General features: G+C 45.5%; 14 protein-coding genes. 2 read left to right on the plus strand and 12 right to left on the minus strand.

The window, feature by feature from the left end:
* Positions 1-147: 147 nt before the first annotated feature.
* The gene (gene holA / locus BM241_RS02490) at positions 148-1164 is read right to left on the minus strand and encodes a DNA polymerase III subunit delta (RefSeq protein WP_025747130.1); all 1017 of its coding nucleotides are present in this window, start codon (positions 1162-1164) and stop codon (positions 148-150) included.
* A 184-nt stretch (positions 1165-1348) separates the two neighbouring features.
* On the opposite strand from holA, the gene lysA reads away from it, so the two are divergent.
* Both lysA and BM241_RS02500 read left to right on the plus strand, forming a co-directional pair.
* On the plus strand, positions 1349-2602 hold the full coding sequence (gene lysA / locus BM241_RS02495; protein ID WP_092281964.1) for a diaminopimelate decarboxylase: 1254 nt from the start codon (positions 1349-1351) through the stop codon (positions 2600-2602).
* Positions 2603-2843: 241 nt separating this feature from the next.
* Entirely contained in the window at positions 2844-3710 is an 867-nt protein-coding gene (locus BM241_RS02500; RefSeq protein ID WP_092281965.1) for a DegV family protein, read from the plus strand.
* Between the two features lie 101 nt (positions 3711-3811).
* Here BM241_RS02500 and BM241_RS02505 read toward each other — a convergent pair whose 3' ends face one another.
* The 11 genes from BM241_RS02505 to BM241_RS02555 all read right to left on the minus strand — a co-directional run bounded on the left by BM241_RS02505 (position 3812) and on the right by BM241_RS02555 (position 15947).
* The gene (locus tag BM241_RS02505; RefSeq protein WP_025747133.1) at positions 3812-4174 is read right to left on the minus strand and encodes a zinc ribbon domain-containing protein; all 363 of its coding nucleotides are present in this window, start codon (positions 4172-4174) and stop codon (positions 3812-3814) included.
* A 71-nt stretch (positions 4175-4245) separates the two neighbouring features.
* Complete coding sequence (locus tag BM241_RS02510; protein WP_025747134.1) at positions 4246-4611, minus strand: DUF1667 domain-containing protein; 366 nt, start codon at positions 4609-4611, stop codon at positions 4246-4248.
* A 16-nt stretch (positions 4612-4627) separates the two neighbouring features.
* Entirely contained in the window at positions 4628-5893 is a 1266-nt protein-coding gene (locus BM241_RS02515) for an FAD-dependent oxidoreductase (RefSeq protein WP_092282010.1), read from the minus strand.
* Positions 5894-5895: 2 nt separating this feature from the next.
* Positions 5896-7368 (minus strand): NAD(P)/FAD-dependent oxidoreductase, encoded by a 1473-nt coding sequence (locus BM241_RS02520; protein ID WP_092281966.1) that lies wholly within the window; start codon positions 7366-7368, stop codon positions 5896-5898.
* A 201-nt stretch (positions 7369-7569) separates the two neighbouring features.
* Positions 7570-8748 carry a coenzyme F420-0:L-glutamate ligase gene (locus BM241_RS02525; RefSeq protein ID WP_092281967.1) on the minus strand — a complete coding sequence of 393 codons (1179 nt, stop codon included), beginning with the start codon at positions 8746-8748 and terminating at the stop codon, positions 7570-7572.
* A 408-nt stretch (positions 8749-9156) separates the two neighbouring features.
* Entirely contained in the window at positions 9157-10893 is a 1737-nt protein-coding gene (locus tag BM241_RS02530; RefSeq protein WP_092281968.1) for a glycoside hydrolase family 35 protein, read from the minus strand.
* A 52-nt stretch (positions 10894-10945) separates the two neighbouring features.
* On the minus strand, positions 10946-12181 hold the full coding sequence (locus tag BM241_RS02535) for an alpha-L-fucosidase (RefSeq protein WP_092282011.1): 1236 nt from the start codon (positions 12179-12181) through the stop codon (positions 10946-10948).
* Between the two features lie 114 nt (positions 12182-12295).
* Positions 12296-13687, minus strand: a complete 1392-nt coding sequence (locus tag BM241_RS02540) for an alpha-L-fucosidase (RefSeq protein ID WP_092281969.1) — start codon at positions 13685-13687, stop codon at positions 12296-12298.
* A 45-nt stretch (positions 13688-13732) separates the two neighbouring features.
* Positions 13733-14785, minus strand: a complete 1053-nt coding sequence (locus tag BM241_RS02545; RefSeq protein WP_092281970.1) for a glycoside hydrolase family 18 protein — start codon at positions 14783-14785, stop codon at positions 13733-13735.
* An 18-nt stretch (positions 14786-14803) separates the two neighbouring features.
* Entirely contained in the window at positions 14804-15619 is an 816-nt protein-coding gene (locus tag BM241_RS02550; protein ID WP_092281971.1) for a substrate-binding domain-containing protein, read from the minus strand.
* Complete coding sequence (locus BM241_RS02555) at positions 15600-15947, minus strand: GntR family transcriptional regulator (protein WP_092281972.1); 348 nt, start codon at positions 15945-15947, stop codon at positions 15600-15602. The genes BM241_RS02550 and BM241_RS02555 overlap by 20 nt, the downstream gene beginning before the upstream one ends.
* Between the last annotated feature and the right edge of the window lie 12 nt (positions 15948-15959).

The raw sequence follows: 15959 nt of genomic DNA on the forward strand, positions 1-15959 counted from the left end.
AAACGACGCAACCACTCGATCTTTAACCGAATTGTATAATGCCAAAAACACAAAAACCGCCATTTATCCCCGGCCAAAAAGAGGGATACTGTGGCGGCAATTTTGTAATATGACGATTGAGCCATCGCCTCAGCAAGCAGGGTTGGCTCATTTTTTGCACATGTTTATGATGAGCATTTCAATCCCCAGACGCTGCTGTATTCTTCCGCTCTTTATGCCGTAATCAACCTTCAAGCACTCCCTGAGCCCCCTCTTTAGCTGTTCCATGCTGAAATAACGGCTCTGCTCCAGCCCCTTTTTGACGGCATAAGGGTGAAGCCCCAGTTTCTGCGCTATCTCTCCTGCCGAAAGCCCTTTTTCAGCAAGGCCCTTGCATTGAAATATTATGCGCACCTGCCTGGCAATCAGCGCCAGCAATGCGAATATGTTTTGGCCCTCGGCCAACAGCTGATGAAGCAGAACGAGGGCCTGGTCGGTTTTTTTCATGCCTATGGCCTCTACCAGCTGGAATACGGTGTATTCCACAGCAGGCGTCACCACTTTATCGATGTCAGCGCGGGTTATCACATCCCTATCGCCTATATACACCATCAGCTTTTGAAGGTCGTTGTATATATCCTCCAGGCTGTTACCGGCAATACTCACGTAATACTTCAGGGCAGACGGCTCCATCTGCTTCCCGTGGCGCTTAAGCGTGCTTCTTATCCATGTCGCTATCTCCGCGGGCTTCAGCAGCTCAAACTCGATTACCTTACCCGCCTTATCTATGGCGGTGAATAGGCCCTTTCGCTTGTTGACCTCCTCGGTGCAATAAAAAACCAGGCAGGTGGAGGAGGGTATCCTGGGCAAATAGCTCTTGAGCCTGTCCTCGTCAATATTGCTGCGCCCTCCCTGCAGCAGGGCAGGCAGATCCTTTACCACTACCAGCCTTCTATCCGACATAAACGGCAGGGTCTCACAGGCATTGATGATATCGTCGGTGCTGGCAGCCTCGCCATCCAGCACCTGATAATTCAAGTCCTTAAGCCCCGGAGCTACCAGCGCCTGTGAAAGCTGTGAAAGCGCCTGTTCCTTCACATACCCTTCCTGGCCGTAAAACAAATACAGCCTGTCGATCTTTCCTTTTTTTATGTCCTCAAATATCTCCATGTAACCAGCCTTCAACTGATTCCACCCCTCATTATTTGGTCCTTTTATTGGTTCCACTACCCTTTATCCGCTTTAAAATAATTATAATTTATTTCCATCATACACACAAGCACGTTGACAAACCGTCGAATCTTTTGCTATAGTGTTATCATTAAAAATGCAAATCGACTTTTTCCAACTTGCATATGGAGGGAAAAACATGGAGAGCTATTACACTGAAAACACCCGTTTTTATGGAAACACCAATCCCAAGCGGCTTCTTGAAAAATACGGAAGCCCGCTTTACGTATACAACGAAAACATACTGAGAGAACGCTGCAGGGAAATGGTAAAGTTGGTCTCTTATCCCAAGTTCCGGGTATGCTATTCGACAAAGGCCAATTCCAACATACACCTGCTTAAGATAATCCATGAGGAAGGGCTGCATGCTGATGCCATATCCCCCGGTGAGATATTCTTCCTCCAGAAAGCGGGGTTCAAGCCACAAGAGATCTTCTATATCAGCAACAACGTATCCCCCCAGGAGATGGAGTTTGCCATAGAAAGGGGGGTCACCATAAGCGTTGATTCGATATCGCAGCTCAAGCAGTACGGGGCCCTCAACCCAGGCGGCAAGGTGGCCATTCGCATAAACCCCGGAATAGGCGCCGGCCACAGTGAAAAGGTGGTGACAGCCGGCAACAACACAAAATTCGGGATATATCCTGATCTCATCCCCCAGGTAAAGCGCATATTGAAGGAGCATAACCTGAAGCTGGTGGGCATAAATCAGCATATAGGCTCATTGTTTATGGAGCCAACGCCGTACGTTGAGGCCGCAAAAACCCTCCTCTCCATCGCCGAAAACTTTGACGAGCTGGAGTTTATAGACTTTGGAGGCGGCTTTGGCATCCCCTATCGCAAGCAGGAAGGAGAAAAGCGCCTTGACCTTAAGGCCCTGGGAGAGCAGCTTGACGAAATAATAGGCAGCTGGACAGCAAAGCGCGGCATTTACCCCACCTTCCAGATAGAGCCGGGCAGGTACATCGTCGCCGAATGCGGCGTGCTGCTTGGCACAGTATACGCTGTAAAGCAGGGTTACAATACCACCTACGTTGGGACCGACCTGGGATTTAACGTACTCATCCGTCCCGCCATGTACAACTCCCACCATGATGTGGAGGTGTATGATGAAAACGGCCAGCCCGTTAAATTGAATGAACGCCAGAACACCACGGTTGTAGGCAACATCTGCGAGAGCGGCGATATAATTGCCAAGAGTAGGCTCCTTCCCAAAATCAAGGAAGGCAACATATTGGGCATTATGGATGCCGGGGCATATGGCTACTCCATGGCGTCCAACTACAACAACCGCTTAAGGCCGGCCGAAGTTTTGATAGACAAAAACGGCAACGACGTGCTGATAAGGAGAAGAGACACCTTTGATGACCTTTTAAGTACCTTCAATTTCTAATGCCATTTGCGGAGGCTTAAGCCTCCGCATCGGTGTTTTATCATAAAAAACATTTGATGAAATATGAAACACAAAGCGCAAAGACCTGATTTAAAAATAAAAACGGCCGTACCACTGTACAAAGAAAGCATTGTATGGTATAGTAAAATAGCAGGCAAAATCTGTAATAAAAGCATGCTACGTTAGCCTCGTTGTTAATACCATCTAATAATAAAATATAAGGACAGGGGGTAAGAGGCTCATGCAAACCGTTATCATTGCCGATACGTGCAGCGACCTCCCCTTTGAATACGTTAAGCAGCACAACATTCCTCTCATACATTTTACATACAACTTCAAAGGCGCTGAATACGCCGATGACCTGGGTCAAACGGTGTCGTACAGATATTTCTACAACGCCATGAGGGATGGAGAGGCTCCCACCACTTCCCAGGTAAACGCTCAAACCTACGCGGACATGTTCAAAAAATACGTCTCTGAAGGGAAGTCGGTAATATACCTCTGCTTTTCCTCCGCTTTGAGCGGCAGCTACAATAATGCCCTCATAGCCCGCGACATGATACTGGAAGAATACCCCCGGGCCGACATAACTGTCATCGACACCAAGTGCGCATCACTAGGCGAAGGGCTTTTGGTATACTACGCCATAGACATGCTTGAACGGGGCGCTTCCAAGGAAGAAATTATAAACTGGGTTGAACAAAACAAGTTGAAAATGCATCACTGGTTTACAGTGGAAGATCTGGTATATCTCAAGAGAGGCGGAAGGCTTTCGGGGACGGCCGCATTTATAGGCAACATACTGGATATTAAACCCGTGCTCAATGTAGACAGAGAGGGACGTCTTGTCCCCAGGCTTAAAGTAAAGGGGCGCAAGAAATCCCTCCGTACGCTGGTGGAAAAGATGGAAGAGCACATCGTCAATCCAGAACAGCAGGTGGTGGCCATAAGCCACGGCGACTCATCTGAAGATGCCGAATACGTGGCGGGGCTGATACGTTCCAAATTCTCGGTTAAGGACATAATCATAAATCAAATAGGCCCTGTGATAGGGTCACATTCAGGCCCTGGCACATTAGCGATATTCTTCCTGGGAGGAGAACGGTAAATTTTTTGATGGGGGAATCGCAAGCGCGATTCCCTTTTTAATGCATCTTTTGGGCGTATATTCATCTAATAAAAAATCAATTAATTCAGTGCGATCCCTTTTTAATGTATTTTTTGGCCGCAATAGGGGCAATATGCAAAAGAACGATGGAGTACCGCACCACAGTTTGAACACTGATTGCCAAAATAGGTCTGCACCTCTTCAAGTCTGTTTACATCCACATCAGTGCTGTCCTTCAACTCGTTTACGTAGTCGGGCGGCACCCTAAAAATCCTGTTGCAGCACCTGAACCTCATGTAGTACCTTTTGTTCCACTTAAATATCGGGATAAAGAAAAAGTGAAAATAGGTGTACTCCTCAATCAGTTCGCCCCTCGAGAGGCTACCACACTTGCATATGACATTGGGGTATTCCCTTATAACCCTTTGTTTGTCCTGTATACCGAATATTCCGATGAAGATCATACTGCTCCCTCCTGAAAAAGCCCCGGGTATCTACTACTCTTATTATACCATTCAAACGGCTATCGTGTGAATCATGCCAGTACCACTTTATCCACCTTTCGAGTGGCAACTAAATTGGCACCTGTACCTGCTATATTCTCAACAAGCACATCGCCTATGTTTACGGGAGCCTTGACCTTCAACCCTTTTGTCTGCTTTAAAGCCTCCATTATCTTATCCCTTGGAATACTCCTGTCGGTCTTTGCCGATACCAGCCTGTGGGTTCCTCCTTCCACCCACACCGAGGTGGTAAGGGTGCGCAAGGGACACGTCATCTCCTGAACGGCGTAGCCTTTGCCGCGGCTGCATCCGTTGCCCTTGACCTCCCACTGGCCGTCTCCGCCGGGTTCAACATTCATTCTGCAGCCCCGGGGACACAGTATGCATATCAGCTCCATGCGCGCTTTACCCCCTTCACGCGAGGTTTCTCCATCTGATCAGCAGCCTGCCACCAGGCTTTATGCCAGATAAGGCCTGTTTTTTTATTTTAAACCGCTCCATCTGCCCCGGAACGATGCGCAAAAACTTTTTAGAAGCCAACAGCCTCTGCCCGTCGGTCAATTCTACCACGCCGTCATTGTATATATTATCGGACCTGAAAAACAGCTCTACGTCCTCCTCTCCCAAAATCCTCTGGGGAACAACGTAGCGTATGCCGTATCCTGTCTCTATTTTAACCCGCCTATCCACATGCTGGCCGTATTGAGAGGCCAGGCCGTTCAAATACCGCCACACGCCATATCCAGCAATCTCAGCCTCTTCGCTTACATAATCCACCAGGTCGTGAACGTGAAGCACGTTGCCACAGGCAAAGATCCCCGGCACGCTGGTCTGCCTGTACTCATCCACAACAGGTCCTCCCGTTACAGGGTCAAGCTGTACGTTGGCTTTCTGGCTGAGCTCGTTCTCGGGTATCAGGCCCACCGATAAGAGAAGGGTATCGCAGGGTACGTATTCCTCGGTGCCTGGAATGGGCCGCCGCGCATCGTCCACCTGGGCGACGGTCACCCCCTCAAGCCTTTCCCTGCCATGAATTTTGATGACGGTGTGCTTGAATCTTATGGGAATACCGTAATCCTCCAGGCACTGCCTTATGTTCCTGATAAGCCCGGTGGAATAGGGCATGATCTCGCATACCATCTTGACGTTGGCGCCTTCCCAAGTAAGTCTCCTGGCCATTATGAGGCCTATATCCCCCGACCCGAGTATGACAACCTCTCGGCCTGGCATATATCCCTCTATGTTGATGAGCCTTTGGGCCATGCCTGCCGTATACACCCCTGCCGGTCGCCCTCCCGGAATCATGAGAGCCCCCCTGGTCCTTTCCCTGCATCCCATCGCCAGTATAACCGCTCTGGCCTGTATCTCTATCGGCCCATGCTTGGGGTTTACGGCATAGACCCTCTTGTCCTCATCAATGTCCACCACCATGGTGTCCAGGAGATAAGGGATTTGCGCCTTTTCAACCTGGTCGATAAACCTCTGGGCGTATTCAGGGCCGGTAAGCTCCTCGCCAAACCAGTGGAGCCCGAACCCATTATGGATACACTGCTGGAGTATCCCTCCCAGGTGTGAATCCCTCTCGAGTATGATGATGTCCCGTATGCCGTATCTGTGACAGGACAAAGCCGCTGCCAGTCCGGCCGGTCCCCCTCCTATGACCACCACATCGGCTTTCATGCTCAACATCCTGCATCCTCCCCCCAAAAGTCTTTGATCTTCCCCAGCACAATCCTGGAGCCATCCCCTTTTTTGGTTATCTGCTCCATGGGGATGCCCAGCTCCCTCTCCATTATCTCCATAATGCGCGGCGTACAAAATCCTCCCTGACAGCGCCCCATACCTGCTCTGGTCCTCCGCTTTACCGCGTCTAGCGTAAGCGCCGGCGGATTCCTGTGAAGAGCCTGCACTATCTCTCCCTCGGTCACCATCTCACACCTGCATATTATGCGGCCAAACCTTTGGTCCTTCTTTATGAGCTCCTCCCGGGTATGCCAGTCGGCATCGCTAAAACGGCTTATACCCTTGCGATAGGGGTTGAAATCCCTCTTAGGCTCCAGCCTATGGCCGTTTCTTTGCATAACGCCGTTTAAAATGCTTGCCACATACCTGCCTATTGCCGGAGCAGCCGAAAGCCCTGGTGAACAAATCCCCGCTACCTGAATGAACTCCTCCGCCCTGCGGGAAGGACGGATTATAAAGTCCTCCCCATCGGCTATGGCCCTCAATCCCGCAAACTCGGTTATAACGTCGTTTCTTGGCAGGAAAGGCACCGACTCCAGCGCTTTTTGATACACAAAGTTCAACCCATCGGAAGTGGTGTATACGTCATCCCTCTGGTGTATATCTACGGCGTTTGGCCCTATGAGCAGGTTGCCGTCCACGGTAGGGGTAACCAGTACGCCTTTGCCAAGCCCCGACGGCGGCTGGAATATGGTGCTGGTGACCAAGCTCCCCCACTTTTTGTCATACAGGCAGTATTCTCCCTTGCGCGGGTGTATGCGGAATGAATCATCGCCTACCATCTGGCTTATCAAGTCGCTGTTTATGCCGGCTGCGTTTATCACATACCGAGCGATAAAGGTTCCGCCTGAGGTTTCAATGTGGAATTTGCCGTCGCTGTGCCTTTGAATGGATAAAACAGCATGGTTGAGATAAAACTGCACGCCATTGTCGGCGGCATTCTCTGCCATGGCGATGGTGACTTCAAAGGGGGATGTAATGCCTCCCGTGGGAGCCCACAGCGCCGCTTTGATGGAGGGATTTAAGTTGGGCTCCATCTTTAGCACTTCTTCAGCAGGTAGAATCTTGAGTCCGTTTACGCCGTTCTTTATGCCCTGCTCCATCAAGCGCTTAAGAGTTGACATGTCGTCATCGGTAAATGCCAAAACCAGCGAACCGTTTCGCTTGAAAGGGACGTCCAATTCCCGGGCTATGTCCTCATACAGGAAATTGCCCGCGACGTTGAGACGCGCCATCAACGTCCCCGGCTTGCAGTCATAGCCCGCATGCACGATGCCGCTGTTGGCACCCGAGCTCCCCATGGCCACATCAGACTTTGCTTCCAAAACGCATACATCCAGCTTGTACCTGGCAAGCTCCCTGGCTATGCTGCAGCCTACAACCCCCGCACCGATAATGGCTACATCAAACATTTGGTTTCTTCCCCTCCCCTCAAACGAAAAAAGCCATATTAATCAAGCTGCATGCAGCCTGACTAATATGGCTCTCACACATCTCCAGCCACTATTTATTACAATGACCCTCCCCACACTTGGAGGAGGTGGGTTTATCTATGAGACCCTGACAATAATATACCAACCTCTCGGCAAGCTGTCAATCACGATTCAAACCAATCATTCAACATTAGAAGCATAATTATCGAAGTATCCCTGAATAAGCACCACAGGCGTGCCCTTATCGCCGCTTCCGCTCACCAGATCACAAAGGCTTCCTAAAAGGTCGGTCAAACGGCGAGGAGTGGTACCCTGGGATATCATGCGCCCCACAAGGTTTTTATCCTTGGACCTTATAATTTCTCTTATCTTTTCCTCGATGTTTTCCTTAGTATCCATATTATCGGCCAGATATTTCAGCTTAACCTCGTTAGGTGTACCCTCCAGCCCTTTTGTGTATGCGGGTGACACCACGGGATCTGCCAGCTCCCATATGCCGCTCACTGGGTCCTTAAAGGCTCCATCGCCATATATCATTACTTCCATGTGCTTGCCAGTCAGCTCTTTAAGCCGCGCCTGCAGTCGATTCACAAACTCTTCGCCATCCCTGGGGAAAAGCTTGACGGTGGTTTCTGAAGCCTTGTTCGAGCCCAGCAAGCCGTACTGCGGATGGTAACCGCTGCCGTTAACCGGCCGGGTCAAAATATCGTCCAACCCATAGACCGTGCTGGCTCCCGCCTGTTTCAGCAGGCGCTTGGTTCTAAAACGGGTGTGAATATCGGCGGCCAGCACTTGCGGCGTGTACCTCAATATCGCCCTCGGGTCATTTGAAAATATTATGGTAATCCCTTCCACCAGCTCCTTGTAGTATTTTATATAGTCTATGCCGGTGAACGGATGAATTGCCCCGTGCCCAAAATATTTATAGAACTCCTCTTCAGTTAACGTATCGGTGTATGGGTTAATCCCTTTCTCGTCCAGTTCATCCCATGTGAGGATGGGGTTGCCCACCTCGTCGGAAGGATAGCTCAGCTGAAGGTAAACCTTCTTAACCCCTCTGGCGATGCCCAGGAGCAGCATCGAAAACCTGTTACGGCTCAATATCGGAAACACCACTCCCACTTCACCATCAGGATATTTTGCTGCCACGTCTTCTGCGATCTGATCAATGGTGGCATAATTCCCCTGAGCCCTAGCCACTACCGACTCTGTAACTCCCACTATATCCCTATCGTTCAATTGGTATCCTTCAGCCCGGCTGGACTCCACAACCGCTTTGGCGACGATTTCCACCAGGTCATCGCCTTTGTTTATTATGGGCAAGCGTATGCCCCTTGCCTGTGTGCCTACCGTCCTCATCTGCATACCTCCACTTCACCGATTTTTATGCTAAACCAATGTACCGTCAGTTCTCTAATAAGCAAAATATTACATTTCATAACCAACAACAGCATTCAAGTTTGATTATATATCATTGGTAGCCATAAATCCAATTATTAAAAATTATTACAAGTATAAGCTATTTTTATCACGCCAAAAGGCCCCTTTCGCATGAAAGGGGCCTTAAAGTTCCACTGGCTGCTTTTCAACATATGTTCGGTAATTCTGTAACGACCTGCTCTAGGCCAGTATCTGGCCTCCTAAGTTGGTAAACTGCTTTTTTACCTGACTTTGTTTAGCTACAAAGTTACCATAAAAAGCATATGAGTGAGGTTGACCTCAAAAGACGGTAAAGCGGCTTTCCCAGCGCAGTTCACCAGTCACTTTCTACAAAGAAGGTTTATCAGTAAATTCAACAACCGGTTCTTGCATCCCTTCAAGTTCGAATACTATTAACTCATTTTTTCCTTTCTTGAGCAAAGGTCCTGGAACATACAACGTTTGTTGAGGCCCTATTTTCCAATACCTACCGAGGTTAAATCCGTTTATATAGCATACGCATTTCGTCCAACCAGAAAGCTTTAAAAAAGTATCGCAGGGCTCATTCACCTCAAATTCTCCTTTGAAAAAGCAGGGGCATTCACATGATGTCCCCTTCACAAATTTCAAGCCCTCGAGATTATCCATTTCCAAAGTATATATAGTCCAGTTATATATGTACTGTTGCCCTATCCTCACTCCTTTGGTGATTCCTTTTTTGTCAGCTAAATACGGCCCGTAATTAACACGCCCCATATTTTCAACCAGTATATCCAGAGAAATGCCTTCCCTGGGCACCTTTATATTTATGGTCGGCTGCTTATCGTTTCTATACATAACTCCTGTGAATTCACCATTTATAAATACGAGTGCCCTGTCGTGCAGATCTTCAATTATAAGAGGCGCCTCATCCCTCGGCCCGGCTATAAACGTACGATACAATATAAAGCCGTAACTTTGATCCAACGCTTCCATCGGAAGGGGAACCGGGCTTTCAAACCTCCTCCCTATATCATCCAGCGAATCGAAGAGCTTTACGTGTTCATCCAGCTTTACACTACCATAAGCCTTTTTAGGCATAACTTCAATTGGAATGTCCGGGACATCCACATATTTTTTTATCACGTCTCGTATTGCATAATATTTTGGAGTTGGATCACCCCACTCAGTAAGAGGCGCATCGTAATCATAGCTGGTCACAGTCGGCTGATATTCTTCCATACAGTTAGCGCCATTCATAAAGCCGAAGTTAGTGCCCCCATGGAACATATAAAAGTTGACTGACGCTCCCATAGCCAGCATCTCGTCCAGCACCCTTGCCACATCCTCGCTATCCCTGGTATGGTGCTGCTCTCCCCAGTGATCAAACCATCCGTTCCAATATTCGGTACACATCAGAGGCCCATCAGGCTGAAATTCCCTGAGCTTATTGAACTGCTCCCTAGGCCTTGACCCGAAATTCACCGTCTTAAATACATGAGGAAGAGTGCCGCCCTGCAACATGCTGTCACAGGCCCCATCGGAAGTAAACAACAGGACATCCACTCCCCTGCTTCTTAGTCCCCTTTCCAAATGCTTCAAATACTCACGGTCATTCCCATAGCTGCCATACTCATTTTCTATCTGCATGGCAATGATGGGGCCACCTTTTGTAGATTGTAAGGGCACCAGCTTTTCCATAAGCTTATCAAAATATCTATCCACCGCATCCAAATACGGCTTATAGCTACACCTCAGCTGCATTGAAGGGTCCTTTAAAAGCCAAGCCGGCAGACCACCGAACTCCCACTCAGCGCAAATGTATGGCCCTGGCCGAACTATCACAAACAAGCCCAAGTCCTGAGCCGTCTTAATAAACCTTGTTATATCCAAACCGCCCTCAAAACAGAATTTTCCAGGTTTTGGCTCATGCAGATTCCATGGTATGTAAGTCTCCACGGTATTAAACCCGCAAGCTTTAAGCTTTCTAAGCCTATCTTCCCAGTATTGCGGGACCACTCTAAAGTAATGAATAGCCCCCGATAGTATACGTATGGGTTTACCGTCATATAAGAATTGATCATTTCCAACGGTTAATTTTCCCATAGTTCATTCCCCTCAAATAAAAAGATTATTTGCAATAAACAAAATTTTTAGTTTATTTAACGCAATATATGGAGAACTCCCTTATAATCGGGTGGGCAGCGGCCTCCAATACGGTCAATTTTACATGGTCAGTACATACATCAGCAAACCTGTCTATTTTTTTGTGTCCAATAGCGCTGCCTTCTACAATAGTTACCCAACCATTCCCTTGCTTTGCCTCCAACCTGTACTTCAATACTCTCTCCCCATGGGCTATATCCTCCATTATTATGGCGTGATTTATGCAAGTTGGGTGTCCGATATTGATGTGTATTTCATAGCCTTCACCGGCTGTTTTGGCTATTGGATTTTGAAAGCGCCGTCGTATCTCATTTCCAAACTCCAGTACTCTTTTAGCATCGGCCTCAGGTATAAGACCCCTGTTATCGGGAGCCACATTGAGCAACAGTGTAGCGCCATGGCCAACAGAACGGTAATATATATCCATAAGCTCATCCAGTGAACGAAGATTGTGCTCGCTGTTTGGATGCCAAAACCACTGACCCTTACGGATTGGCACATCACACTCTGCCGGAAGCCACTCCGGAGTACCGGGCAACCATTTGACGCTGTCGTTGGTAAACATGCTGTATCTAGCCGACCGTACGGTATTCCAGCATGGATAAGGAGCAACCCCATCCTCATTCCCTACCCATCTTATGGTAGGCCTCCCCATGTTGAATACCATGGCGTCAGGTTGGTATTTATCTACCAAAGCCATAATCCTTTCCCAATCATATTCCCTGCCCTCTGAACCTGCGCCATCAAACCATATCTCGACCAATGGTCCATACCATGTCAAAAGCTCTGTCAGCTGCCTACAGTAAAAATCGTCGTATAATTCCTTATTATTGTAAGTGGGTTCATGCCTATCCCAGGGCGACAGATACACGCCAAACCCAATACCCTCTTCTCGGCAGGCTTGGGCACACTCTCCTACCACATCTCCCTTGCCGTTCTTCCACGGACTGGATTTTACCGAATAATCGGTAGTCTCTGTAGGCCATAAACAAAAACCATCGTGATGCTTGGCAGTGAGCACAACATATTTAAAACCCGCTTGTTTGGCTATACATATCCACTGTCTGGCATCCAACTCAGTGGGGTTAAATGTACTTGGACTATCGGTACCATCACCCCATTCCCGGTCATTAAAAGTATTCAAGCCAAAGTGAATAAACATCCCCATCTCCATGTCTTGCCATGCCAATTGATTTTTTGTTGGCTTAGGCAAATTATCTTTTGGCATGCGTTTCATCAGCTCCTCCCTCAATATTCAATTATCCTAGCACAAATCATTATAAATTGTCGTACAATTACATAAGTTACAGTTAAAAAACACAGTTATAAGGTTGATGCATAATTACAATTTCATTTTAAACACATGAGCTATAGGTGTTTTACCTTTTTTTGCCCACTCTGGTAGTTTTATATACACTCCATTTTCTGTTTGCTTAAAATCAACCCTGCTACCTTGTGTACCCATTAATTCTACATAAGTTATCTTTTTATCCGTATAAGGAATTACCAGCTCATCCTTTATGATTTCATCTTCATCATAAAGATAAAAGCTATATACGGTATCATTTTTCTTTGTAAATGCAAACTTTCCCTGGATGTATGGCGGGCACATCCTAGTTCCATATACTGCTTCACCATAGATTTTAAGCCATTCTCCCATCTCTTTCATTCTAGAAATAGCGCCTCGCGGCAATCGTCCATCAGGCTGCGGCCCAACATTTAAAGCTAAATTGCCTCCCTTTGATATTATTTCAATAAGAATATGTATAATTTGCCGAGTAGATTTGTAATCATCCTCATAACTAAAGGAAAAGGATGTTCCCATTGTAATACAGCTTTCCCATGGAACATTCATGGGCTTAGGAGGAATCGTTTGTTCAGGCGTAAGATAGTTTTCGTACGGGCCACCTACAGTACGATCAACCACAATAAGCCATGGCTGTAATCTACGAGCCTTCTCAACTATCTCTCCTAAACGTATATCTTGCCCATTTCTAGCGCACACCCATCCAGCATCCAGCCAAAGTATATCAATTTGTCCATAGCGAGATATGAGTTCCATGATTTGAGCATGAGTAAACTTAATAAATTGTTCCCACAACCAAGGATATTCTTTAGGGTCATAAGAAGGACCTCGCCACATATGACGACCTCGTGCCATTCCAGGGGCCCAATAATAGGGAGTGTGCCAATCAGCTTTCGAAAAATAGGCAGCAATAGCTAATCCCCTGCTACGAAAAGCATTGAAAAGGTTTTTACATACATCGGCATATTTATGAGTATGAAATGGACACTCAGGACTGGTAATTTTATAATCCGTAACATGAGTATCCCACATGCAAAACCCATCATGATGTTTAGTAGTGAAAATAAGGTATTTAAATCCAGCCTCTGCGGCTAAATCTGCCCAAACTTCAGGTTGAAATCGAATAGGATTAAACGTTTTGTATAAGTTAAAATATTGCCGTTTAAACTCTTCGCCATCCTTTTCCCAATCAATACCTCTGCGAGACCAATGAGCATCTGCATCGCTGAGTGCCCAAGATTCTACTATTCCTAGTTGTGAATAAGGCCCCCAGTGTATCATAAGCCCTAATTTTTGATCCTGAAACCACTCAAGCCGTTCAAGCAATAATGGATCCTCTGGCTTTACCCATTCTTGTTCACGGCTGTAATTATGTACTCCAGATTCAACTTCCTCGGAATGCTTTTGCTCTTCAAACTTTGGGTTCACTTAAATTACCCCCTTGACATATTATAGGCATATTATTTTAGTAATTTATTGCAATTCTTTATAAAGAGTATCTACAAGGGTATGAGTTTTATCAAGCGAGTATTCCCAAAACATTATACCAGCTAACCCTTTTTCCTTTACATAATGGGCTTTATGTCTTAGTGATTCCTCGTCATCATAGCTTATAAAAACATCTCCATTGAAAAGATAGGGTGCCTTCGCACTATCATCCCAATACCTTATAAATCCATTTTTATTAACATAATTTTGCACTAAATCAGTATACGACAACGTATATCTGCCTGTAGTTTCAGCTTTTTGATTTAAACCGCAATTTGCATTCTTAACACCTTTCCACATTCTTCCGTAAAAAGCCGCACCAAGTACAATTTTTTCTACAGGTACACCAGCTTTTTCAAACATACCAACAGCTTTATCACAGCTTATCCCATCAGGATTATCTGCTGAAGCAAACAAATTAGTATGATGTCCTGTTATATCCTGAAAGCTACCTCGCATATCATAAGTCATTAAATTAACGTAATCAAGATATTGCTGAACTATATGCATTTCAGTACCGTCTATAAAATATTGTCCCGCCCCAGCTGCAATAGTCAAAAGATAGTGCTTATTATCTATTTGCCCCAATTTATCCAGCTTCTCTCTCAGTTCCCTCAGCATAAGCGTAAAATTATACTTATCATTCGGACTCGATGCAATACCTGCCACTGAAGAACAAGGATATTCCCAATCTATATCTATTCCATCAAAATTGTGAGCTTTCATAAACTCTATAGCAGTATCAACAAAAATTGAACGGGTTTCAGGTGTAGAAGCTGCCTCTGAAAAACCACCAGCTCCCCACCCACCAATAGAAATCACTGTATTCAATTTAGGATTAATCTTTTTAAATTGATTCAATTTATCAATATTTTTTAAATGGTCCCCTACAACTTTACCATCCCTAATTACAGCAAAAGCATAGTTAATATGCGTCAATTTAAAGATATCCTCCTGCATAATAGCATCTACTTCTTTATCCACAAGATAGGCCGCTAAAACATATTTTCTTTCCTTCTGTAAAACTGCTTTTTCCATAAATCTTCCCTCTCCTCATTACTTTTTATTATAATTCGCAACAATTTCTGAAATTTCTTTTCTAGGAGCAGTAGTATCCCTTTTTATTAATTTAACTGGTACAACAACTTCTTTAGGTTTATAAGCACCATTTTCTATAGCTTCTAAAACTATTTGAGCCGCTATCTTACCTATTTGATAAAAATCTTGATCAATAGTAGTCAATTGAAATTCCAAGTGTTCCAGCATTTCAATATTATCAAATCCCACCAATGAAACATCTTCTGGAATACGAACCCCCATATTACTGAGCTCTTTTGCAATTAATATTGCAAGATAATCATGCTCAGCAAAAATAGCTGTAATACCTTTTTTAAGCAAATCATAAAGTACATTCTTCAATCTGTTCTTTGTCTCCCCTTGAGTATACTTTGACAAAGGAACACGAATAATATCGTGATCAATAGGTATTCCGTGATCTTTTAAAGCTTTACAGTAACCTAAGAATCTCTCTCTCACACTGCTTACATCTTCAAGCTGGACAAGCGCTATATACGCTATACGTCTATGCCCCAGTTCAATCAAATGAGATACCGCTTGATAAGCTCCATCACAATTATCCGAAACTACCGAACTTAATGGTAATGATTGAAATCTCTGATCAATAAGCACAATCGGATATTGCTTTATACACAAAGTACTTAAAACATCAAAATTCGCTCTCATAGAAGGATATAAAATTATACCTTTTATACCATTTAGTGGCAATTGGATTAAGTATTCTCTTTCTTTAGCCGGATCATCATGCGTAGTATGAACACTCAAATAATACCCTTTACCATCCAGATAATCCATGGCACCTCTGATATATTTCTATCCTTCGACCAGCTGTACCATCTGTTGGAAGAACTATTGCTATAATTTTAGGTACATTCTCTTCAACTTTTCTCTCTCGGAGAGGCAAGACAAAACTGCCTTGCCCTTTCTTACGATATATCAAATTTTCTTTTGCCAGTTCATCCAATGCTCTTTTCGATGTAATTCTACTTACTCCAAACATTTTTGAGAGCTCTAATTCAGTAGGAAGCTTATCCCCTGGTTGTAATTTATTCTGCAAAATCTCATTTCTAAGATATTCTGCAACTTGGGAATACAGCGTTTTTTTATTGCTTTTTTTAGACATAATCTTTGCTTC

Source organism: Caldicoprobacter faecalis, assembly GCF_900115765.1.
GTDB lineage: Bacteria > Bacillota > Clostridia > Caldicoprobacterales > Caldicoprobacteraceae > Caldicoprobacter > Caldicoprobacter oshimai.

Bases quoted from the DNA above. Each gene is read 5' to 3' on its own strand.
- BM241_RS02555 (WP_092281972.1), bottom strand. From the start codon at position 15,947: ATGTCTAAAAAAAGCAATAAAAAAACGCTGTATTCCCAAGTTGCAGAA.
- BM241_RS02550 (WP_092281971.1), bottom strand. From the start codon at position 15,619: ATGGATTATCTGGATGGTAAAGGGTATTATTTGAGTGTTCATACTACG.
- BM241_RS02515 (WP_092282010.1), bottom strand. From the start codon at position 5,893: ATGAAAGCCGATGTGGTGGTCATAGGAGGGGGACCGGCCGGACTGGCA.
- BM241_RS02510 (WP_025747134.1), bottom strand. From the start codon at position 4,611: ATGGAGCTGATATGCATACTGTGTCCCCGGGGCTGCAGAATGAATGTT.
- lysA (WP_092281964.1), top strand. From the start codon at position 1,349: ATGGAGAGCTATTACACTGAAAACACCCGTTTTTATGGAAACACCAAT.
- BM241_RS02505 (WP_025747133.1), bottom strand. From the start codon at position 4,174: ATGATCTTCATCGGAATATTCGGTATACAGGACAAACAAAGGGTTATA.
- BM241_RS02535 (WP_092282011.1), bottom strand. From the start codon at position 12,181: ATGCCAAAAGATAATTTGCCTAAGCCAACAAAAAATCAATTGGCATGG.
- BM241_RS02500 (WP_092281965.1), top strand. From the start codon at position 2,844: ATGCAAACCGTTATCATTGCCGATACGTGCAGCGACCTCCCCTTTGAA.
- BM241_RS02520 (WP_092281966.1), bottom strand. From the start codon at position 7,368: ATGTTTGATGTAGCCATTATCGGTGCGGGGGTTGTAGGCTGCAGCATA.
- BM241_RS02530 (WP_092281968.1), bottom strand. From the start codon at position 10,893: ATGGGAAAATTAACCGTTGGAAATGATCAATTCTTATATGACGGTAAA.
- BM241_RS02545 (WP_092281970.1), bottom strand. From the start codon at position 14,785: ATGGAAAAAGCAGTTTTACAGAAGGAAAGAAAATATGTTTTAGCGGCC.
- BM241_RS02525 (WP_092281967.1), bottom strand. From the start codon at position 8,748: ATGAGGACGGTAGGCACACAGGCAAGGGGCATACGCTTGCCCATAATA.